The following is a 21,235-nucleotide window of genomic DNA, read 5'->3' on the forward strand; positions in this document are numbered from 1 at the left end:
TCAACAGACCGCACCGCAGCCCGGGATGGCAGGGCTCGCATCGGCAGGCCCTACAACGGCAGGGCTCGCATCGGCCCCGCTCCGCTCGGCCGGAGAACGGCAGGGCAACACCCGCCGCTACCTCATGTGCCGCCCGGACCACTTCACGGTCAGCTACCGCATCAATCCGTGGATGCATCCAGAGGACCCGACGGACACCTCGCTCGCCGTGCAGCAGTGGGAATCGCTCCACGCCGCCTACCTGGCGCTCGGGCACGACATCGAGCTCATCGAGCCAGGCGCCGGACTCCCGGACATGGTGTTCGCCGCGAACGGCGGGTTCACCCTCGACGGCATCGCGTACGGCGCGAAGTTCACCCATCCGGAGCGCGCGCCGGAGGGTCCCGCGTACATGGACTGGTTCCGCGATGCAGGCTTCCGCGTCATCGAGCCGGAGTTCGTCAACGAGGGGGAGGGCGACATCATGCTCGTCGGCGACACGATCCTCGCCGGCACCGGCTTCCGCACCGACCCGCGCAGCCACGACGAGGTCCGTCGGGTGTTCGACCGCGAGGTCCTCAGCCTCACCCTCGTGAACCCGAGCTTCTATCACCTGGACACGGCCATCTCCGTCCTCGATCCGCTCTCGGGCGATGCGGCGGCGAACATCGCGTACCTGCCGGAGGCCTTCGACGCCGACGGGAACCGGCTGCTCGAGCAGCGCTACCCTGACGCGATCCGCGTGAGCACCGAGGACGCAGCGGTGCTGGGGCTCAACTCGATCTCCGATGGTCGCAACGTCGTCATCGCCGCTCGGGCCGTCGGGTTCGACGCCCAACTGCGGGAACGCGGATACCATCCGATCGGCGTCGACCTGTCCGAGCTGCTGCTCGGCGGCGGCGGCGTGAAGTGCTGCACCTTGGAGCTGCGGTCATGAGCGAGGTGCGGAACACGATGGCCGCCCAGGCGACCGGCTCATACATCGCCCAGGAGGACCGGCACGCGGCGCACAACTACCACCCGCTGCCCGTCGTCGTGGCCTCGGGGGACGGCGCCTGGGTGACCGATGTCGACGGCAAACGCTACCTCGACTGCCTCGCCGCGTACTCGGCCGTGAACTTCGGCCACTCCAACCCCGTGCTGCTCGACGCCGCGCGCGCCCAGCTGGACCGCATCACCCTCACGAGCCGGGCGTTCCACAACGACCAGCTCGGACCGTTCGTCACCGAGCTGGCAGCCTTGGCCGGCAAGGACATGGTCCTGCCGATGAACACCGGCGCCGAGGCCGTGGAGTCCGCGATCAAGGTCGCGAGGGCCTGGGGCTACCGGGTGAAGGGCGTCCCGGACGGTGAGGCGAACATCGTGGTGATGGCCGGCAACTTCCACGGCCGCACCACCACGATCATCAGCTTCTCCGACGACGAGTCGGCCAGGGCGGACTTCGGTCCGTACACGCCCGGCTTCCGGACGGTCCCCTACGGCGACGCCGCCGCGCTCGAAGCAGCGATCGACGACCACACGGTCGCCGTCCTGCTCGAACCCATCCAGGGCGAGGCCGGCATCATCGTGCCGCCCGCCGACTATCTGCCGGCCGTACGGGAGATCTGCACGCGGTTGCGGGCGCTCTTCATCGCCGATGAGATCCAGTCAGGGCTCGGGCGGACGGGGGCGACGTTCGCGTGCGACCTCGTCGACGTCGTTCCGGACGTGTACCTGCTCGGCAAAGCGCTCGGCGGCGGCATCGTGCCGGTGTCGGCGGTCGTTGCGGATGCCGATGTGCTCGGTGTGCTGCACGCCGGGGAGCACGGGTCGACGTTCGGCGGGAACCCGCTCGCAGCGGCGGTCGGCCGCGCCGTCGTGTCGATGCTCGCCACCGGTGAACCCCAGGCGCGCGCCCGGGAGCTGGGCGGTGTGCTGCGTGAGCGGCTCGAGGCGCTCATCGGCCACGGTGTCGTCGCCGTCCGTGGGGCCGGGCTGTGGGCCGGGATCGACATCGACCCGGTGAAGGGCACCGGGCGGGAGATCTGCGAACGCCTGATGGAGCGCGGTGTGCTCGCGAAGGACACGCACGGGTCCACCATCCGGTTGGCGCCGCCCATCGTGGTGTCGGAGGAGGACCTCGTGTGGGCCGTCGAGCAGCTCGAGGCCGTGCTGGTCGACGCCTGATCGAGGCCCGACGGGCGGCTGAGGAGTGCGTTCGGGAACACGGCGGGACGACGGATCTCGGCATCGTCTGCTGAGACGTATCCGGGGAGAACGCGTGCCCCGGGGAGGCCGGTCCGGCTACGATCGGGCCATGAACCCAGGCGATGAGGCCGGTGCGGCCAGACAGACGACTCAGGACGATGCGGCGAGGAGGCTCGACGAGCGCGTCGCGTCGCTCACACTCGAGGAGAAGGCCTCGCTCACGAGCGGTGCCGACTTCTGGTCGACCAAAGAAGTCGCGCGAGTCGGCATCCCCTCCATCTTCCTGACCGATGGCCCGCACGGCGTCCGCAAACAGCTCGCCGGCGGCGACCACCTGGGGCTCGCCGACAGTGTGCCGGCCACGTGCTTCCCGCCGGCGGTCGCGCTCGGATCCACGTGGGATCCGGAACTCGTGGAGCGAGTGGGCGCTGCGCTCGGCGAGGAGGCCGCGGCGGAGGGTGTCGCGGTCCTGCTCGGGCCGGGCATCAACATCAAACGGTCGCCGCTGTGCGGACGCAACTTCGAGTACCTGTCGGAGGATCCGCTCGTGAGCGGCGTGCTGGGCGCCGCACTCGTTCGCGGGTTGCAGAGCCGGGGTGTCGGGGCGTCGCTCAAGCACTTCGCCGTGAACAACCAGGAGACCGACCGCCTGCGGGTGAGCGCCGACGTGGATGAGCGGCCGCTGCGCGAGATCTACCTGCGCGCGTTCCAGCGCGTCGTCACCGAGGAGCAGCCGTGGACGGTCATGTGCTCCTACAACCGCATCAACGGCGTGTACGCGTCAGAGGACCGATGGCTGCTCACGGACGTGCTGCGCGGCGAGTGGGGCTTTACCGGGGTCGTCGTCTCCGACTGGGGCGCCGTCGCGAACCGCGTCCCCGCACTCGAAGCCGGGCTCGACCTCGAGATGCCGGCCTCCGGGGGCCGGACGGACCAGGCGATCGTCGCCGCCGCGCGGGACGGTTCGCTGGCCGAGTCGGTGCTCGATGCGAGCGTGGCGCGACTGATCGCGTTGGCCGATCGGGCCGATGCGGGTGCCGATGCGGAAGCCTCGTACGACGTCGACGCGCACCACGCGCTCGCGAGGGAGGTCGCCGGCCGCGGCATCGTCCTGCTCCGCAACGACGGCGGGATCCTGCCGTTGGAGGGCGGCGCGGCGGCCGAGGGAGTGGCCGCCGAGGGAGTGGCCGTCGAGGGGGCCGGCGCGATCGCGGTCATCGGCGAGTTCGCCAGGACCCCGCGGTACCAGGGCGCGGGGAGCTCGCAGATCAATCCGACGAGACTCGATGCGGCCCTCGATGAGATCCGTGCGCTCGCCGGGCACCGTGAGGTGCGTTTCGCACCCGGGTACACGGTCGGCGGGGAGGGCGACGCCGGCGACGACGGACCGGCTCGGCTCCTGGCCGAAGCGGTCACGACGGCCGCCGAGGCGGAGGTAGTCGTCCTGTTCCTCGGTCTGCCGGGGGAGGAGGAGTCCGAGGGCTTCGATCGCGAGCACCTGGAACTGCCGGCCGTGCAGACCGATCTGCTCGACGCGATCCTCCAGGTGAACCGCCGGGTCGTTGTGGTGCTGTCGAACGGCGGCGTCGTGCGGCTGTCCGGGTGGGCGGACCGTGTGGCGGCGATCGTCGAAGGCTGGCTGCTCGGCCAGGCCGGGGGCGGGGCGATCGCGGACGTGCTCTTCGGGGTCGTGAATCCGTCCGGCCGGCTCGCGGAGAGCATCCCGTTGCGGTTGGAGGACAGCACGGCGTTCGGCGCGTTCCCGGGGGAGTTCGGCCACGTGCGGTACGGCGAGGGGTTGCTCGTCGGGTATCGCGGATACGACACGAAGGGTGCGGAGGTGAGCTTCCCGTTCGGACACGGCCTCTCCTATACGCGGTTCGGATACGGCGACGCGACGATGGAGATCGGCGCCGACGGCGATCTGCGGGTCTCGGTCCCGGTCGAGAACACGGGCGCGGTCGCAGGGCGCGAGGTCGTGCAGGTGTACGTGTCAGTTCCGGAATCCGCTGTGAGCCGTCCCGTCCATGAGCTCGCGGGATTCCGGTCGGTCGAGCTGGCCCCTGGGGAGCGGCAGGTGGTGGACATCGCGGTGCGGCTGGCCGACATCGCGTACTTCCACCCGCTCGCCGGCCGGTGGGTCGTCGAGGGCGGCGAGTACCTCGTAGAGGTCGGTGCGTCCTCCAGGGACATCAGGACCACCGCGCGCATCGCGCTCGCCGGAGACGATCCCGTCCTCCCGTTGGATGCCGACTCCACGATCGGCGAGTGGCTGGCTCACCCGATCGGTTCCGTCGTGCTCGGGCAGGCGATGGCGTCGGTCGCCGGCGAGGGCGGAGAGGCCGGCATGTTCGGGGATCCGGCGGTCGCGAGGATGATGGCGTCGATGCCGCTCGGCCGTGTGGCGGCGTTCCCGGGCAGCCCCATCACCGACGAGGCGATCGCCCAGCTCGTCGCTGCCGCGAACTGAGGCAGAGCCGCTCGCGAGGGGAGGCAAGTCGTCGCCGCGTGGCTCGCCGGGCGACGACATGCCTCCCCTCGCGGTGCGCGAGCCGCTGGTAGGCTTCTCGACGGAACTTGCGCCCTCCCGACCACCGTCGGATGCGGGCAGGCGGGTTCCGGTTCGATGTCGAGCTCAGGGGTGGACTCGACAGGACGTCGGATTCCTCGGCAGCCGATGCTGTGCGCGATGTTCGATGCGCGCGTCGGTGCGGAGAGGGAACCGATCGATGACGTGTTGATGGCCGTCACCTGAACGACGATTTCTTCACTGCGTTCATACAGAGAACGCACAGATGAATGGCGTGTGATGAGCTGTGAGTGATTCGAGAGGCACCGACACGAGGGGCATCGTGGTGGGCAGACCAGCGGTCGCCGGCGATCCCAGCACGCCGCGCGTCCCGGCAACGGCCTGGGGCGCCGCCCGCAGCCTGCCGATCCGGGTGCTCGCCCTGTTCGGGCTGCTCGGCTTCGCCGCATCGGCCATCGGCTCCTGGATCCCGTCACTGTGGGGCGATGAAGCCGCCAGCATCATGTCGGCTGAACGCTCCTGGGCGTCCCTCCTCCCGATGCTCGGCACCGTCGACGCCGTCCACGGCCTCTACTACGCACTCTTGCACGTGTGGATCGACCTCTTCGGCGCCTCCACGTTCTCGGTGCGCCTGCCGAGCGCCATCGCGATCGGCATCGCCACCGCCGGCGTCGCACTCCTCGGCACCAAACTCGCCGGTCGAACCGTCGGCATCATCGCAGCAGCCATGTTCATCGTGCTGCCCCGCGTCACCTACATGGGCGAGGAGGCGCGGTCGTATGCGCTCACCATCGCGCTCGTCGTCTGGCTGACCGTCGCGTTCATCGCGCTCGCGTCCTCACGTGAGAAGCGGGTCATGCCGTGGGTCGCCTTCGGCGCACTCTTCGCGTTCGCGTGCGTCCTCTTCATCTACACGAGCCTGTTCGTCCTGGTCTACGCCGTGATCGCTTGGAACATGCGTGCCGACCGGCCGACGCTCTGGCGGGCGGGCATCGCGCTCGGATCCGGCGGTGTCATCGCGCTCCCCGTGATCGTCATCTCGTACCTCGAACGCAACCAGATCGCGTTCCTCGCCTCCCGGAGCAACAACAACCCGACCGGGCTGTTCGTGAGCCCGTGGTTCGACAACCTCACGCTCGCGATCCTCAGCTGGACGCTCATCGTCGCCGGCATCGTGATCGGGATCGCCGTCACCGTCCGGCAGTGTCGGGGGCTCACGACGCCGTCGAAGCTCGTCGCGCTGTACCGGCCGGCCGCCCGTCGTCTGCCCTCGCTCCTCGTCGTCGCGTCGGCGTGGCTGTTCATCCCGGGCGTGCTCCTCTGGATCGGCGACCGCGTGACCCCGCTGTACTCACCGCGCTACCTGTCGTCCACCTCGCCAGCGATCGTGATCCTCGTGGCGATCGGGATCGTCGCCATCGCGAGGACCGTCCGGGCGAAGTGGCTCGTCCCGATCCTCGCCGTCGCCGTCATCGCAGCATCGCTCCCGACCTGGTACGGCCAGCGCGGGCCGTACGCGAAGAACGGCGGGACGGACTGGGGGACGGTCGCAGCGGCCATCGAGAAGCGTGCTGCGCCGGGCGAGGCCGTCGTATTCGACGACAACACCCGCCCGTCCAGGAAGCCGCGCCTGGCATTGCGCCTGTACCCCGAGGCGTTCACGAAGCTCGACGACGTCGGCCTGATCACGCCGTTCGACGAGACGGACGGCCTCTGGGACGTTGTGGTGCCGGCAGCCGATTCCCCGGCGCTCGTCGACGACTACCACACGGTCTGGGTGGTCCTGGCGACCCCGTCGTTCACCAACGCGCCAGAGTCGCAGGCTAAGGTCCTGCCTGCGTTCGAGGAAGCCGGATTCACCATCAGCGATGAAGTCCACTTGCACCGGACGGTACTGTACAAAATGACACGAGGACAGCAATGACGAGTACAACCGTGGTCATCATCCCGACCTACAACGAGCGCGAGAACATCGCGACGATCGTCGGACGGGTCCGCCGGGCGACCCCGGACGTCGACATCCTCGTGGTGGACGACAACTCGCCGGACGGCACCGGTGCGATCGCCGACGACCTGGCATCGACCGACTCCGCCATCCACGTCCTCCACCGCACCGGCAAGGACGGCCTCGGCGCCGCCTACAAGGCCGGGTTCGCCTGGGGACTCGAACGCGGTTACGTCCGCCTCGTCGAGATGGACGCCGACGGCTCGCACGCGCCGGAACAGCTGCCGGCCCTGCTCGACGCCTCGGGCCGTGCAGACGTGGTGCTCGGTTCGCGATGGGTGCCGGGCGGCGAGGTCGTCAACTGGCCCCTGCACCGCAAGGCCATCTCCCGCTGCGGCAGCGCCTATGCCAGAGTCGTCCTCGGTGTGCCGGTCAAGGACATCACGGGCGGGTACCGCGTGTTCACGGCCGACGCTCTGGAGCGCATCGACCTCGCCACCGTGCACAGCCACGGGTACGGCTTCCAGGTGGACATGCTGTGGCACGCGTACACCTCGGGTCTGCGGATCGTCGAGGTGCCCATCACGTTCACTGAGCGCGTCCACGGCGAGTCCAAGATGTCCACCGGCATCGTCGTCGAGGCGATGGTCCGTGTCACCGGGTGGGGCGTCCGCGGGTTGCCGGCGCGATTCAGGGGCGAGCCGCGGACGGCTGTGGCCGGTACCGCTGGCGGCGCAGCAGAAGAACTGAACTAGTCGGCAGCGGTCCCGGACGAGATCACGGGAGCCTCGCCGATGAGCGCCTCGCTCTCGACGGCGTTCACGATGTAATCGGCGACATCGGTGCGTCCGATCGTGAGCGACCTCGGCCACGGGCCGGGAGCGGTCGCGTAGACGGGGCGGCGCCTCGTCCGCGTCGACAGCAGGGTCGGGCGGACGATCGTCCAATCGAGGCCGGAGCGCCTGAGCTCGGCATCGGCCTGTCCGAGGTCGCGGAACACGGGCCGCAGACTGGGAACACGCGTCGTCCAGCGCAGCGCCCACGGCACACTCCGGATGGAGTCCGTGGAGCCGAGCGCGGACAACAGGACGATGCGACGGATGCCGCGGGAGCGCATCGTGTCCGTCACCGTCTGCACGGCGGAGCTGACGAGACCGGCGGCAGCCGCTTGGTCCGGTGAGACGTCCGGGGCGGAGTTGCTGAGCGCGACGATGACGGCCTGCGCGCCGCGACTGGCGGCATCGACCGCTTCCGGATCGAGGGGGGAGCCCTGCAGTACGGTGAGGCGTTCGCCTGGGACGACACGATCGGCGTCTCGGACGAGGGCCGTCACCGTGTGGCCGCGACGCAGCGCTTCCGTGATCACGAGTCGTCCGGTTCGGCCGCTGCCACCGAGGACGAGGAGATGTGCCACAGGTTGCCTCCCTGTTCTTCCGGTGCGAACACGGGCACATTCGGTTCCGCGACGCCACTCGGCGTCACTGCTTCAATCGTCGCGTGGCATCGGTTTCCCGGCATCGGGGCAAACCCTCAGGCGTGTGCGGGCTAGCCCCATTTCTGCGTCCGGATAGTCGTCCAGGCCGGCCTTCCGGGTAAGGCCGGTCGATCGTGCGCGTCAGTTTCCGGAGTCGTCCCGCAGGCTCCGGGTCATGCGCTGGAGGATCGCGAACGCGCCGGCCTGTTCCTCGGGCGTTATGCCGGCGAGCATCCTGAGCTCGACGGAACGGACCGCGGCGGTCGCCTCGGCGAGCTGAGCCCGACCGAGCGGGGTGAGCCGGGTCGGCAGGATCTTTCCGACGGCGGCTTCGGATGGGCGGGTCACGGCACCGTCGCGTTCGAGGGCCTGGAGCAGCACGTTCATCGACTGCCGAGTGACGAAGGTCCCCCTCGCGAGGTCCGAGTTCGACAGGCCGGGGCGCTGGGAGAGCAGTTCGAGGCAGGAGTAGTGCGTCACGGTCATCCCGAGCGGGCGCAGGACCGCCTCCATCGCGGCCCGGAGAGCACTGGAGGCCTCTTTCAGGAGGTACCCGAGCGAGGTTTCGAGATCGACGCCGGCGCGGTCTTGACTCATGTCAGTATTCTGACATAGATTAATGCGTGTCAGAAAACTGACACGAAATCGACGCGTCGCCGAAGCGTGCTGGAAGCAGCGTCACAGCAGCACTGAGGAGCACCACCATGCCCGTAACCGGCCCAGACTTCATCTCCATCCAGACCAGCGATCTCGACGCGTCGCAGGCGTTCTACGAGCAGTACCTCGGTCTCGTCCGATCGCAGGCGGGTCCGCCGCACGCCGTGGTCTTCGAGACGACCCCGATCGCCTTCGCGCTCCGCGACATCGTTCCGGGCACCGACCTCGCATCGGCAGCCCACCCGGGCATCGGCGCCGCGATCTGGCTGCACGCCACCGACGTCCAGGCCATCCACGACGCACTCGTCGCCGACGGGCACACGATCGTCGCAGCACCGATCGACGGCCCGTTCGGCCGGACCTTCACCTTCGCAGACCCGGACGGCTACCGGATCACGCTCCACGACCGCGCGTAGCGCCGGATACACCTCGGGCCCGACCGCCGCGCACGATGCGTGGAGGTCGGGCCCGAGGCGTCTGCGGTGCCGGTGCGGTTGCGGCATATCGCTAGGACTTCGCCGACGTGGTCCGAGCGGGAGCCTTGCGGGTGGAGGCCGTCTTGGCCGCGGCGGCCGTCTTGGCCGCTGCGGGCTTCGCGGCGCTCGGCTTCGCGGCGGCCTTCGGTGTGGCGGTCTTCGGCGCAGCTGCTGTCGAACGACCGCTCGATGCGAGCGACGAGGACTCCGGCAGTGGCTGCAGCGTCGTAAAACGCGACAGCTGCGTGACGTGACGCGGTTCGAGCTCCTCCAAGGAGGAGACGCCGAGGAGCTTCATCGTGCGCGTGATCTCCGAGGACAGGATCTGGATCGTCCGGTCGACGCCTTCGCGGCCGCCGGCCATCAGGCCGTAGAGGTACGCGCGTCCGATGAACGTGAAGCGGGCGCCGAGTGCGACGGAAGCGACGACATCGGCACCGTTCATGATGCCCGTGTCAAGGTGGACCTCCGCGTCCTTGCCAATCTCGCGGACCACGTGCGGGAGCAGGTGGAACGGGATGGGCGCGCGGTCGAGCTGGCGGCCGCCGTGGTTCGAGAGCTGCACGGCGTCGGCGCCGAGATCGACGGCGAGCTTCGCGTCGGCCACGGACTGCACGCCCTTGACGATGAGCTTGCCCTTCCACTGCTCGCGGATGTACGCGACCTCGTCCGGTCCCACCGTTGGGTCGAACATCGTGTCGATGAGGGCGGCGACGGTGCCGGACCAGCGGTCGAGGCTCGCGAAGGCGAGGGGCTCCGTGGTGAGGAAGTTGATCCACCAGGCCGGGCGGGGGAGTGCGTCGATGATCGTCTTCGGGGTGAGCGACGGCGGGATCGTCATGCCGTTGCGCACGTCGCGGAGGCGTGCGCCGCCGACGGGGGTGTCGACCGTGACGACGAGCGTGTCGTAGCCGGCGGCCGCTGCACGGTCGACGAGCGCCATCGATCGCTCGCGCTCGCTCCACATGTAGAGCTGGAACCAGTTGCGTCCGCCCGGGGCTGCTGCCTTGACATCCTCGATCGAGGTCGTGCCCATCGTGGAGAGGGTGAAGGGGATGCCGGCTGCGGCAGCCGCGGACGCACCGGCGCGTTCACCCTCCGTCTGCATCATGCGGGTGAAGCCCGTCGGGGCGATGCCGAACGGCAGCTCGACGCGCTCGCCGAGGACGTCCCAGCCGGTGTCGACGTGCGCCACGTTCTTGAGCACCGACGGGTGGAACTCGATGTCCTGGAACGCCTGGCGTGCACGGGCGAGGGAGATCTCGCCCTCTGCCGCGCCATCGGTGTAGTCGAACGGCGCCGTCGGGGTGATCCGCTTCGCGATCGTGCGGAGGTCCGCGATCGTCGTGGCGGCCGCCAGTCGGCGCCGCCGAGCGTTGAACTCCGGCTTCTTGAATTGCATCAACGGCAACAGGTCGTGCAGCTTCGGTACGCGACGTTCGACGCTCATCTTCTTCTGACTCTCTCTATAAATTCCGGCGAGGGGTCGCAAATGGCGGGTGTGAGCGAGCTCAACCCGCCATTTGCGACCCCTCGCGGGCTGGGGTGGGGAGGTTTGCGGCCGTGTAGTAGCCGGTGATGTGGTCTCGGACGCTGGAACGGGCGAGGACGGTGTCGCCGGCCTCGATCGCAGCGATGATGCCGTGGTGCTCGCGTCGCAGGCGCTCGACGGCGTCGGACCAGGAGGCGAGGCGGGGGACGGCGTCGAGGACGTAGCTCTCGATCGAGTTCCGGAGCCCGGACATCGTCGCGACGATGACCTGGTTGCCGCCCGCCTCCGCGAGGGACACGTGGAACTGGGCGTCGAGTGCGAGGAACTCGGCCTCGGTGAGATTCGGCTGGTCCATGGCGGCGAGGAGCTCCATCGGCCGGGTCATGTCCGGCAGTTCGCCGTTGGAGCGGGAGCCGAGGACGCTCGTCGCCGATCCGGTGAGTTCGTCATCGGGGAAGCCTGGGTCGTCCGCGGTGTCCGCGCCGTCGGTCCCGACCCGATGCGCCGCCGCGAGCGCGTGGGCGACCCCGGTCTCCAGGATGAGCCGGGTGTCGACGACGTCGCGCACCGCGAACCCCTGCGCTGCGACCTGCAGTCGCATAAGCGTCGCCATGCCGCCGGACGGTGTTGCGACGATGATGGCGCCCGCCGTTGGACCCGATCCGGTGTGGGTGCGGATGAGGCCGAGGACTTCGAGCGCGCGGATGGCCTCGCGGACGCTCGACCGGCCGACGCCGAGATCGGCTGCGAGCTGGCGTTCGCCCGGCAGGCGGTCGCCCGGGCGGAGGGCGCCGGACAGGAGATCGGATTCGATGCTGGCGAGGACCGTCTCCCAGGCGCGCGGTTCCGCGTTCATGGTGGTTCCCTCCGTCGTTGGCGTGGCCCGACCTGTGGTCAGACCACATATCATATCCTGTTTGATCGCGGCCGCAACCCCGATTTCACGCGGAGGTTCAGCCTCGATGCAGCGGATGCTCCTGGTCCTCGGCCGGGACGAGCGGGGAGGACAGCGCGGGCGCGAGCGCGAGGGCCGCGAAGGTCAGGGGGTAGCCGATCACCGTGATGAGCCCGCCGACGAGCGGCCCGACGGCCGACGCCATGATGAACTGGCCGGTGTTCTGGATCCCGAGCGCCTTGCCGGACCACTTGGTCCCGGCCGCTTCCGCGACGGAGGTGAACGCGAGCCCGTTGTCGGCGACGCTGATGGTGGTGGCGATGATGAATGCCGCCGCCGCGACGGCGCCCCAGCCGGCGAAGTCCGTCCCCGCGACGGCGAGCATCGCGACCGATCCCGCCGCGGTCACCCAGCGCAGCACTCTGACACGACTGCCGACGCGGTCGCTCAGCACACCGATCCCGATGCGGCCGATCGCCCCGATGAACTGCGCGACGCCGATCAGGACGCCGGCGGCGGTCGCGTTCCAGTGCATCTCCGAGACGAGCCACACGATGCCGAAGATCGAGAGCGCGAACTGCGGCGCGACGAGGAGTGCCGAGGCGAGGTGGATGCGCCACAGGAATGCGCTCGACCGGTACGGGTTCGCGGTCGGGGCCGGAGTGGTTCCCGGCGCAGCGGTCGGTCGCGCCGGGTTGACGATGCCGATGGCGCACAGGACGGCGAGCACCGCGTTCAGGACGAGCGAGAGGGTGACGGCCGCGCCGATGCCGCTGGACGACGCGAGACCGGGGACGGCGAGGGCCGCGACGGTGACGCCGAGCGGCTGCGACATCTGTCTGATGCCCATCGCCAGGCCTCGACGCTCCCTGGGGAACCAGCCGACGACGACGCGGCCACTGGCCGCATTGGTGCTCGCCGATGCCGCTCCGCCCAGCAGGAATGCGACCCCGAGTGCGATCGCGTTGTCTGCGTAGACGGCGCCGATCGCTGCGGCGGCGGTCAGTGCCAGCCCGATCGAGATGATCCACCGTTCCCCGAAGCGGTCGGCAAGGGCGCCCCACGCGACGAGCGTGAGCACCATGCCGATCGTGGGCATCGAGGCGAGGAGGCCGGCCTGCGCGAGCGGGACGCCTCGTTCGGTGTGGAGGAGCGGGATGAGGAACGCCGGAGTGCTCACGAAGACGGTTCCGGCGGCCTGTGCGGCGACGCCGAGCGTCAGCATCCGCCAGGCGCGCGCCGGAATGACCGTGGTGGTCTGGGTGGTGGTGATGGTGTCCATGATCGGCTCCCGGCGACGCTTGATGGCGAATCCCGCAACGGTATACGATAACGCGTACCAACTTGGTATCCCAAACTTCCGGAGGTGTTCGATGGCGGTCCCCGTCACCGGCGTCGCGTTGTACGACCGGCTCCGCGCCGCGATCCTGTCCCTCGACTACGTGCCGGGTGAGAAACTCACCGAGCGCGGCCTGGAGGTCGACCTCGACGCCTCCCGCACACCGATCAGGGCCGCCCTCCTGCGCCTGGAGGCCGACGGGCTCGTCCGACGGGAGGGACGGGGCTGGAGCGTCTCCCCGATCGACCTGACCGAGATCCGCGCCCTGTCGGAGTACCGCGAGGCGGTCGAGGCCGCAGCCGTCCGCCTGGCAGTCGAGCGCGCGTCCGACAGCGATCTCCTCGCGCTCGGCGCATCGCTCGACACTCCGAGTCAGGCCACGAGCGAGGAGGAGGGGATCCGCTCTGGCAGCGACTTCCACGCCATCCTCGCCCAGCTCTCCGGGAACCCGTTTATGGCCGAGTCCATCCGCGGTGTGATGACGAGACTGCTGCGCACCCGCTGGCTCGAGGTGCGGACGCCGGCCTCCCGCGCCCATGCCAACGAGGAGCACCGGGCGATCGTCGCCGCGCTGCAGCGTCGCGATGCCGACGGTGCGGCAGCGCTCGTGATCGCCCACAACCGCGGAACCACGGAGCGCACCCTGGGGTTCCTGTCCGAGGAGCGTCGTCGCCTCCGGGGGCGGGGCTTCGCGATCGTCGAGAGCGACCCGGCGGTTCCGCGCCTCGACGTCGTCTGATCCGCGATGGCGGATCCGGCGCGGCGCTAGGGGGCGCTAGCGGGCTCGGCTGCGCTCAGCCGGTAGACGCGTGCAGCGCTGCCGCCGAGGATCGCGTCGCGTTCAGTGGGGGAGAGCGTCGCAGTCCAGTCGGCGATGAAGGCCAGCCAGCGGTCATACCCGGTCTGCAGGGACGATGCCGGCCAGTCGCTGCCCCACAGGCATCGGTCTGCGCCGAAGACCTCGAGTGCGGTGTCGAGCCACGGGGTGAGGTCGGCCGGAGTCCAGCCGGCATCGGGCCAGAGCGCAGGCACCCCGGAGAGTTTGCACCAGGTGTTCGGGCGGGCGGCGAGCTCGGTGAGCTGGGTGCGCCAGGCGGCGAGTGCGGCGTCGGCGGCGCCGGTGGCGCCGTGATGGATGACGGGCTTGCCCAGATGATCGAGCACGATGCGCAGCTCGGGAGCGGCATCGGCGAGCGTCACGACATCGGCGAGCTGCGAGGGGACGACGGTCGCGTCGAAGCTCAGCCCGCGGTCCGCGAGGGCGCGCGCGCCGACGATGAACGATGCGGACGCGCCGAAACCGACCGGCTCGGACTGCAGGAGGCGGCGGACGCCGACCACGAGCTCGCGTTCGCGGAGTGCGTCCAGCTGTGATGCGACGCCATCGCCGTCCTCGAGCTGGGCGTGTGCGACGATGCCGAGGATGGGGGCGTCGGCAGCGAGCGACGTCACCCAGTCGACCTCCGCCATCGCCTCGTCGTCGCGGCAGGCGGCCTGCACGAAGACGTAGCCGTCGACGGCCGGCGCAGGGGTTGCGGCTGAGGCCGGGGCTGGGGCTGCGGCGGCATCTGCACCTGCACGCTCCGTGGCTCGCGCTGCCGCGAGCTCCTCGAACACCATCCGACGGTTCAGCGGCGGCACATCGCGCAGCCAGTCGTAGTGCAGGTGTTCAGGGTCCCAGACGTGCAGGTGTGCATCGACGATGAAGCTCATGCCCTCAGGCTAGCGAATCATCCGATCTCTGTCGTGCGCAGCTTGGGGAGCTCGGCCCGAATCAGGTGAGCGCCGCGGCGACGAGCGCCCGGAGCTCCGGGACGACCTCGCTCAGGAACCACGGATTCTTCGCCTGCCAGCGGAAGTTCAAGGGCGACGGATGCACGATCGGGAACAGTGGCAGGTGATCTCGGTAGCTCCGCACCGCCTCGGTCAGCGACACGGAGGATCTAAGCCCGAGGTAGTGTCGCTGCGCGTATCGACCCACCAGCAGCGTGAGTCGCACGTGGGGCATCTCGGCGAGGATCCGCGGATGCCATTTCGCTGCGAATTCCGGTCGTGGCGGGAGATCTCCGGTTGTTCCACGGCCCGGATAGAACGCGTCCATGGGGAGGACGCCGACACTGGCCGACCTGAAAGTCGTCTCGTCGATGCCCATCCACGACCGCAGGGTGTCGCCGCTCGCATCGGTGAACGGTGCGCCGCTCGCCTGCGCCTTCTGTCCGGGGGCCTGCCCGATGACGAGCACTCGCGCGGCCGGGGACACCCGGAGGACCGGGGCATAGCCGAGGTCCAGGGCCCACGCGTTGTCCGGGTCGGCGATCATCTCCGCGCGGATGTCGGCAAGCGGGTCAGTCATCGGATGTCCGGCGGCCGGGTGTTCAGACCGCGGGTTCCAGGCGCAGCAGGTTGAGGCTGTTCCGCCAGAGCTGATCCAGCTGGGCAGGGTCGTTGAAGAGCCGGGCGAACAGGACGAGCCCCTCCAGTTGGGCGACGATCGCCTTCGCGGTCGACCGGGTGCCGCCACCGTCGTCGTCGCTGCTGTCGCCACCGATGTGTTCTGGAAGCTCGCCGGTCTCGATCGCGGCCCGCAGGGAGGCATCGATCAGGTCGATCTGCTCCTCGAAGATCTCCTGCACGCGTTCGCGGACCGGGACGTCCTGCCCGCCGACCTCCAGTGCGAGGTTGCCGAAGAGGCAGCCCGTCACCGAGCCGACGCCGGCGAGGGCGTCACGCTGCACCTGCGCGGTCGCTTCGAAGAGGTTCCGCAGTCGCGCGATGAGGGGGATCGGTTCGGACAGCATCGAGGTCCACTCGCTGCGCTGTCCGACCCAGTGCACGTTGACGACCTCCAGGACGAGTGCCTGTTTGGAAGGGAAGAAGTAGTAGAAGCTGCCCTTCGGCACACCGGCCGCCGTGCAGATCTCGGAGACGCCGATGGCGCTGTACGCGCGCTGCCCGAAGAGCTCCGCGCCGGCTTCGAGGATGCGTTCGCGAGCGTCTGATGTCCGTCCCATGTTTGCAATTATACGACCGGTCGGCTATAACTGGGAACCCCGAGTAGTAGACCGATCATCTAGTAAGGAATTCTGAACATGGAACAACGCAAGGTCGCCATCGTCACCGGTGGCTCGCAGGGCATCGGAGCCGGCGTCGTCGAGGGATATCGACGACTCGGATACGCCGTCGTCGCCAACTCGCGATCGATCGCGCCGAGCACCGAACCCGACCTCGTCACCGTGCAGGGCGACATCGGCGATCCGGCCGTCGCCGAGCGCATCGTGGCCACCGCCATCGAGCGATTCGGTCGCATCGACAGCCTCGTCAACAACGCCGGCATCTTCATCGCCAAGCCGTTCACCGACTACACGCAGGACGACTTCGCCGCGATGCTGCACACCAACCTCGGCGGCTTCTTCCAGCTGACGCGCCTCGTCATCCCGCACATGATCGAGCAGGGCGCCGGCCACATCGTGAGCATCACGACGACGCTCGTCGAACAGGCGAACTCCGTGATCCCATCGGTGCTCGCCTCGATCACCAAGGGCGGGATCGCGTCCGCGACCAAATCGCTCGCGATCGAATACGCGCATCGGGGCATCCGCGTGAACGCCGTCTCACCCGGCATCATCCGCACGCCGCTCCAGACGGAGGAGGCGTATCGCGCGCTCGCGTCGATCCACCCGGTCGGGCGCATCGGCGAGGTCGACGAGGTCGTGCACGGCGTCCTGTACCTCGAGCAGGCCGGGTTCGTGACGGGCGAGTTCCTGCACGTCGACGGCGGCCAGAGCGCGGGTCACTGATGGGTGAGCAGGAGCAGGAGCGCGAACGCGTCGTCACGCAGGTCCTGGCCGCCTGGGCTCGCGACATCCGCGCGCACGATCCAGAAGCCGTTGCGCGGTCCTTCACCGAGGATGCGCTGTTCCAGGGCTTCGATCCGGCCCACGGCATCGGCCGCCCAGGCATCGCGGCGTACTACGACAAGCAGCCGGTCGGGCTGGATCCCCGGTTCGAGATCCGAGACCACCGCACACTCGCGGATGGTGTGGTCATCGCGTACGTCGACGTGGATTTCGTGCGTCCGGAGGGTGTGGTCATCCCCGTGCACCTGACGGTCGTGCTCGTGCGTGACGGCGCCGAGTGGCGCATCGCGCACTATCACGTGTCGAAGATCGGGTGACGATCGCCGATGGTGCGCGCGGGTCGTCCGTCGCGCGCCATCGGCGTCCATGCGCCATCCGGAGGGTCCGTGTCACGTCCGCAGCACGATGTTCTCCGGTTCCTCACCGGCCAGGAGTGCCGTGATCTGGCGGTTGACGAGCCGGCCCATCCGCGGCAGCATCGCGCTCGTCGCACCGCCGATGTGGGGCGAGACGAGCACGTTCGGCAGGCTCCACAGGGGGTGGTCGGCCGGCAGCGGCTCTGGGTCGGTCACGTCGAGCGCGAGGCGGATGCGGCCCGATGCCGCGTGCCGGACGAGCGCATCGGTGTCGGCCACGGGGCCGCGGGCGACGTTCACCACCAGTGCGCCGTCCGGCAGGGCGGTGAGGAAGGCGTCGTCGATCAGGCCCCTCGTGTGCTCGGTCAGTGGGACGACGACGACCACGATCTCCGCGTCGGGCAGTAGCTCGGGCAGCTCGTCGATGCCGTGGATCGGGCCGCGTTCGTCGGACCTGGCGCGGGAGGCGACGCGGGTGACGTCCACCTCGAACGGCAGGAGGCGGTCCTCGATCGCGGCCCCGACGCCGCCGTACCCGATGAGGAGGACGCGTCGATCGGCGAGGCTCGGGCGTTGGCTGAACAGCCAGGTGCCCGTCTCCGCCGCCCGGACGTAGTCGTCGATGCCGCGCTGGGAGGCGAGGATCAACGCGAGGGTGAGCTCAGCCGTCGACGCCTCATGGACGGTCGCCGCGTTCGCGAACACCGTGCCGCGCGGCAGGTGCGGTTCGACGCCGTCGTAGCCGATCGACTGCGACTGCACGAGCCTGGTCCGCACGCCGTCGAGCCTCGCGAGCGGGTTCTCGCTCGTCATGTACGGCGGGACGACGAGGTCGATGGCGTCGCGCGGGGCCGCGGTGCTCAGATCCCACACGAGGAGTTCGACGCCGTCCGGAACCGTGCCGACGGCATCGCGCAACGCTTCGGACGGCACGCTCACCACCAGACGCGGGGCCGGATTCGAGCTGGATGTGCGCGAGGTCTGCGGTTCTGCCATGGGACGACGCTACCGTTCCGCCCGCGTCTTCCCGCCGTAGCGCTGACACGGGTGTTCGCAATTCAGGACGGCCTGGGCGTGTCGCCGCCGGGCCTCGGCGTGTCGCGGGCGACGCGCCGAGTCGCTCCTGAGTTGCGAACAGCAGCTAGTGGCGGGCGGCGGTCGCGGCGTCGATGAGGATCTCGGCGGCGCGACGGGCCTGCGTCGCGGCCTCGGGCGTTCCGGTGATCGCGGCCGTCGTCTGGGCGCCCTCCGCGAGGATCGACAATTGCGGCGCGAGTTCCGGATCGGCGCCCGCATCGGCCGCGAGCCCGGCGACGAACGCCTGGAACGACGCCTTGTGCTCCCGGGTGATTGCCGCGACCGCGGGGGAGACGGACCCCATCTCACCGAACGCGTTGATGAATCCGCAGCCGCGGAAGGAGTCCTCGCTGAACCAGCCGGAGAGGTAGTCGTAGATCGCGAGCAGGCGCTCGCGCGGTGAGTCTGCTTCGTCCACGGCCGCCCCGATGCCGGCGGTCCAGAGGTCGTGGCGGCGTCGCATCACGGCGAGCACGATCTCCTCCTTGCCCGGGAATTCCGCGTAGAGGCGCTTGAGTGACACGCCGGCGGCGGCGCGGAGTTCGTCCATCCCGACCGCCTGGATGCCGCGGGCGTAGTAGAGGCGATCTGCCGCGTCGATGATCGTGTTCCGCAGGGGCGAGACTGCGACTTCATCCGCAACGGGTGTTGTGCTCATGGGACCAGTGTACTTGCATTGGGAACGATCGTTCTCTAGAGTGGGGATCACCGATGAGAACGATCGTTCTCGTAGGTCGACCCAGGCCGAGCGACCTGGACCGGACCAACAGGAATCACCTTTGAGAGGAATCCACCATGTCCACCATCACCGTCGGAACCGAGAACAGCACGCCCATCGAGCTGTACGTCGAAGACCACGGATCCGGACAGCCCGTCATCCTGATCCACGGCTACCCGCTCGACGGCTCGTCGTGGGAGAAGCAGACCGCAGCGCTTCTCGATGCCGGCTATCGCGTGATCACCTACGACCGTCGCGGCTTCGGCGCATCGAGCAAGCCAACCGTCGGCTATGACTACGACACCTTCGCCGCCGACCTGAAGGCCGTGATCGACCAGCTCGACCTCCGTGACGTCGTGCTCGTCGGCTTCTCGATGGGGACGGGTGAAGTGGGCCGCTACCTCGGTCGCTACGGGTCCGACCGCATCGCCAAGGCCGTCTTCCTCGGATCGCTCGAGCCCTACCTCCTCCAGACCGACGACAACCCGACGGGCGTTCCGCAGGCGGTGTTCGACGGGCTCTTCGCCGCCGTCACCGACGACCGCTACGCCTTCTTCACCGGCTTCTTCGAGAACTTCTTCAACACCGACGAGAACCTCGGCAGCAGGCTGAGCGATGAAGCGCTGCGCGCGAACCAGCAACTCGCCTACAACGCATCGCCCTACGCCTCCGTGTGGGCGCAGCCGAGCTGGCTCACCGATTTCCGGAGCGATGTCGCCGCGATCGACGTGCCCGCGCTCATCGTGCACGGCACGGCCGACCGGATCCTCCCGATCGATGCGACGGGTCGCGTGTTCGCCGCGGCGCTGCCGGCTGCGGAATACGTCGAGATCGACGGCGCCCCTCACGGCATGCTCTGGACGCACCACCGCGAGGTCAACGAGGTGCTGCTCGCCTTCCTCGCGAAGTAGCGGCAGCGCCCACCCGCGCCCACCCGCTCGCGCCCGCGTGCCCGGCGGCCCGCGCCCCCGCCGACCGCTGGGTCGCCGGCGGGCCCGTCGGCTGCGGTGGGTCGGAGCGCATCGGTTCGAGGAGAATGGAATGGTGACCGATGCCGCCGACTACGTGGACCTCGTCCTCGAACGTGAAGGCGACTGGTACCGGGCCGATGCAACCCGCGACCGGGTGGGTGAGCCGGCGCCGACCGGGTTCCCGCACCAGTCCGCGCCGGAGCTGCGGTTCACCGGTGCGTCGGTCGGCGCGGTCCGCGGGGCGATCCGCGACATCGGCAACAAGTATCCGAAGCTCACGCACGACGACGTCACGGCACTCGCGTCCGAGTTGTGGCATGAGCCCGTCTTCGAGCGGCGGCTCGCGGCTGTTGTACTGCTGCAGTCGCGGGTCGCGATGCTGCGCAATTCCGACCTGACGCGCATCGAGGGATTTGTGCGCACGGCCGGACTGCGTGCGCTCGTCGATCCGCTCGCGACGGATGTGACGGGGCCGCTGCTGGAGCGACTCGCCCCTGGTGCTCGTGGGCACGCCGACGTCGCGGTGGACCGTTGGGGCGAGGATCCCGACCGGTGGCTGCGGCGTGCGGCCATCCTGTCGAGTGTCCCGATGGTGCGTGCGAGCGGCGCGGAGGGCGACGGGTGGCCGCGCGTGGTGCGGCGGCTGCGCGCGGTGGTCGCGTTCGGGACGGATCCGGTCGTCGATGAGGCGGTCGACGCCGTGCGTGCGGCGCTCGCGAAACGGTCGCCGGACGTCCCGTTCCCACGCTGAGCGTCGCCGGGCGCTGCTGGGTTGCGAACGCGCCGATACGGTGGGCCGGCTGAGCGACGGGCCGGGCGAGCGACGGGCCGGGCGACTAGCCGGATCGGGCGGTGGTCCCTAGACTTGCCCGCATGCTCGCCGTGCTGTCCCTGTTGTTGCTGATCGCCAGCATCGCCGCGTTGGTGGACATCATCAGGCGGCCGACGATGAGCTCCGCGGACTCCCGAAGATCATGTGGGTACTGCTCGTCGTCTTCATCCCCCTCGTCGGCGTCATCGTGTGGTTCACGCTCGGGCGCGACTATTCCACGTCCACGTGGAGGCCGGCCAGACGATCACGTCCGTCGTCGCCGTCCTCGTCCGCGTATGCGTCGCCGTCGACCCCGCGGCGCGATGAACGGAGCACCGAGGAGCAGCTCGCCGCGCTCGAACGGGAGATCGAGCGCGCCGAGCAGGACCGCAAGCTGAAGCGTCTCGAAGCGGAGTTCGAGGACCCCCGACGCGACGGCGACGCCTGACCGACGCCTGGCGCCGGCGCCTG

The 21,235-nt window shown here is 69.5% G+C and carries 22 protein-coding genes; 12 read left to right on the forward strand and 10 right to left on the reverse strand.

Translation table 11 applies throughout. From position 1 onward, the window contains the following. The first annotated feature begins 25 nt into the window (after nt 1-25). The 5 genes from ddaH to ACL9RL_RS19205 all read left to right on the forward strand — a co-directional run bounded on the left by ddaH (nt 26) and on the right by ACL9RL_RS19205 (nt 7,396). Nucleotides 26-916 (forward strand): dimethylargininase, encoded by an 891-nt coding sequence (gene ddaH, locus ACL9RL_RS19185; protein WP_422781928.1) that lies wholly within the window; start codon nt 26-28, stop codon nt 914-916. After that, a complete protein-coding gene (gene rocD / locus ACL9RL_RS19190) occupies nt 913-2,145 on the forward strand; it encodes an ornithine--oxo-acid transaminase (RefSeq protein WP_422781893.1) in 1,233 nt (410 codons plus the stop codon). Before ddaH ends, rocD begins: the two co-directional genes overlap by 4 nt. Before the next feature lie 130 nt (nt 2,146-2,275). Then, nucleotides 2,276-4,636: a glycoside hydrolase family 3 C-terminal domain-containing protein gene (locus tag ACL9RL_RS19195; RefSeq protein ID WP_422781894.1), complete on the forward strand. Its 2,361-nt coding sequence runs from the start codon at nt 2,276-2,278 to the stop codon at nt 4,634-4,636. 346 nt (nt 4,637-4,982) lie between these two features. Then, on the forward strand, nt 4,983-6,620 hold the full coding sequence (locus ACL9RL_RS19200; RefSeq protein WP_422781895.1) for a glycosyltransferase family 39 protein: 1,638 nt from the start codon (nt 4,983-4,985) through the stop codon (nt 6,618-6,620). After that, nucleotides 6,617-7,396, forward strand: coding sequence for a polyprenol monophosphomannose synthase (locus tag ACL9RL_RS19205; protein WP_422781896.1), 780 nt, complete (start codon nt 6,617-6,619; stop codon nt 7,394-7,396). Before ACL9RL_RS19200 ends, ACL9RL_RS19205 begins: the two co-directional genes overlap by 4 nt. Here ACL9RL_RS19205 and ACL9RL_RS19210 read toward each other — a convergent pair. Both ACL9RL_RS19210 and ACL9RL_RS19215 read right to left on the reverse strand, forming a co-directional pair. Beyond that, nucleotides 7,393-8,055, reverse strand: coding sequence for an NAD(P)-dependent oxidoreductase (locus tag ACL9RL_RS19210; protein ID WP_422781897.1), 663 nt, complete (start codon nt 8,053-8,055; stop codon nt 7,393-7,395). The genes ACL9RL_RS19205 and ACL9RL_RS19210 overlap by 4 nt on opposite strands. Nucleotides 8,056-8,256: 201 nt before the next feature. After that, nucleotides 8,257-8,712 (reverse strand): MarR family winged helix-turn-helix transcriptional regulator, encoded by a 456-nt coding sequence (locus ACL9RL_RS19215; protein WP_422781898.1) that lies wholly within the window; start codon nt 8,710-8,712, stop codon nt 8,257-8,259. 107 nt (nt 8,713-8,819) lie between these two features. On the opposite strand from ACL9RL_RS19215, the gene ACL9RL_RS19220 reads away from it, so the two are divergent. Further along, on the forward strand, nt 8,820-9,188 hold the full coding sequence (locus tag ACL9RL_RS19220) for a VOC family protein (RefSeq protein WP_422781899.1): 369 nt from the start codon (nt 8,820-8,822) through the stop codon (nt 9,186-9,188). A 91-nt stretch (nt 9,189-9,279) separates the two neighbouring features. Here ACL9RL_RS19220 and ACL9RL_RS19225 read toward each other — a convergent pair whose 3' ends face one another. The 3 genes from ACL9RL_RS19225 to ACL9RL_RS19235 all read right to left on the reverse strand — a co-directional run bounded on the left by ACL9RL_RS19225 (nt 9,280) and on the right by ACL9RL_RS19235 (nt 12,917). Next, complete coding sequence (locus ACL9RL_RS19225; RefSeq protein WP_422781900.1) at nt 9,280-10,698, reverse strand: alpha-hydroxy acid oxidase; 1,419 nt, start codon at nt 10,696-10,698, stop codon at nt 9,280-9,282. Nucleotides 10,699-10,759: 61 nt separating this feature from the next. Next, nucleotides 10,760-11,596, reverse strand: a complete 837-nt coding sequence (locus ACL9RL_RS19230) for a FadR/GntR family transcriptional regulator (protein WP_422781901.1) — start codon at nt 11,594-11,596, stop codon at nt 10,760-10,762. A 97-nt stretch (nt 11,597-11,693) separates the two neighbouring features. Beyond that, nucleotides 11,694-12,917: an MFS transporter gene (locus ACL9RL_RS19235; RefSeq protein ID WP_422781902.1), complete on the reverse strand. Its 1,224-nt coding sequence runs from the start codon at nt 12,915-12,917 to the stop codon at nt 11,694-11,696. Between the two features lie 91 nt (nt 12,918-13,008). On the opposite strand from ACL9RL_RS19235, the gene ACL9RL_RS19240 reads away from it, so the two are divergent. Beyond that, entirely contained in the window at nt 13,009-13,713 is a 705-nt protein-coding gene (locus ACL9RL_RS19240; RefSeq protein WP_422781903.1) for a GntR family transcriptional regulator, read from the forward strand. 26 nt (nt 13,714-13,739) lie between these two features. On the opposite strand, the gene ACL9RL_RS19245 is transcribed toward ACL9RL_RS19240, so the two are convergent. The 3 genes from ACL9RL_RS19245 to ACL9RL_RS19255 form a co-directional block, all read right to left on the reverse strand. After that, complete coding sequence (locus tag ACL9RL_RS19245) at nt 13,740-14,687, reverse strand: amidohydrolase family protein (protein ID WP_422781904.1); 948 nt, start codon at nt 14,685-14,687, stop codon at nt 13,740-13,742. A gap of 61 nt (nt 14,688-14,748) precedes the next feature. Next, nucleotides 14,749-15,327, reverse strand: a complete 579-nt coding sequence (locus ACL9RL_RS19250; protein ID WP_422781905.1) for a uracil-DNA glycosylase family protein — start codon at nt 15,325-15,327, stop codon at nt 14,749-14,751. A gap of 22 nt (nt 15,328-15,349) precedes the next feature. Next, nucleotides 15,350-15,985: a TetR/AcrR family transcriptional regulator gene (locus ACL9RL_RS19255; RefSeq protein WP_422781906.1), complete on the reverse strand. Its 636-nt coding sequence runs from the start codon at nt 15,983-15,985 to the stop codon at nt 15,350-15,352. A gap of 78 nt (nt 15,986-16,063) precedes the next feature. Between ACL9RL_RS19255 and ACL9RL_RS19260 the strand changes: the two genes are divergently transcribed. After that, nucleotides 16,064-16,771: an SDR family NAD(P)-dependent oxidoreductase gene (locus tag ACL9RL_RS19260; RefSeq protein ID WP_422781907.1), complete on the forward strand. Its 708-nt coding sequence runs from the start codon at nt 16,064-16,066 to the stop codon at nt 16,769-16,771. Next, nucleotides 16,771-17,148 (forward strand): SgcJ/EcaC family oxidoreductase, encoded by a 378-nt coding sequence (locus ACL9RL_RS19265; RefSeq protein WP_422781908.1) that lies wholly within the window; start codon nt 16,771-16,773, stop codon nt 17,146-17,148. The genes ACL9RL_RS19260 and ACL9RL_RS19265 overlap by 1 nt, the downstream gene beginning before the upstream one ends. Nucleotides 17,149-17,220: 72 nt before the next feature. Here the strand turns inward: ACL9RL_RS19265 and ACL9RL_RS19270 are convergent, their stop codons facing one another. Both ACL9RL_RS19270 and ACL9RL_RS19275 read right to left on the reverse strand, forming a co-directional pair. After that, entirely contained in the window at nt 17,221-18,183 is a 963-nt protein-coding gene (locus ACL9RL_RS19270) for a 2-hydroxyacid dehydrogenase (protein WP_422781909.1), read from the reverse strand. 145 nt (nt 18,184-18,328) lie between these two features. Further along, the gene (locus ACL9RL_RS19275; RefSeq protein WP_422781910.1) at nt 18,329-18,922 is read right to left on the reverse strand and encodes a TetR/AcrR family transcriptional regulator; all 594 of its coding nucleotides are present in this window, start codon (nt 18,920-18,922) and stop codon (nt 18,329-18,331) included. A gap of 137 nt (nt 18,923-19,059) precedes the next feature. Between ACL9RL_RS19275 and ACL9RL_RS19280 the strand changes: the two genes are divergently transcribed. The 3 genes from ACL9RL_RS19280 to ACL9RL_RS19290 all read left to right on the forward strand — a co-directional run bounded on the left by ACL9RL_RS19280 (nt 19,060) and on the right by ACL9RL_RS19290 (nt 21,212). Next, nucleotides 19,060-19,893, forward strand: a complete 834-nt coding sequence (locus ACL9RL_RS19280) for an alpha/beta fold hydrolase (RefSeq protein ID WP_422781911.1) — start codon at nt 19,060-19,062, stop codon at nt 19,891-19,893. A 130-nt stretch (nt 19,894-20,023) separates the two neighbouring features. Then, nucleotides 20,024-20,704, forward strand: coding sequence for a DNA alkylation repair protein (locus ACL9RL_RS19285; protein WP_422781912.1), 681 nt, complete (start codon nt 20,024-20,026; stop codon nt 20,702-20,704). A gap of 223 nt (nt 20,705-20,927) precedes the next feature. Beyond that, on the forward strand, nt 20,928-21,212 hold the full coding sequence (locus ACL9RL_RS19290; RefSeq protein WP_422781913.1) for a PLD nuclease N-terminal domain-containing protein: 285 nt from the start codon (nt 20,928-20,930) through the stop codon (nt 21,210-21,212). Nucleotides 21,213-21,235: the final 23 nt, after the last annotated feature.

Source organism: Plantibacter sp. Mn2098, from assembly GCF_049319745.1.
Taxonomy (GTDB): domain Bacteria; phylum Actinomycetota; class Actinomycetes; order Actinomycetales; family Microbacteriaceae; genus Plantibacter.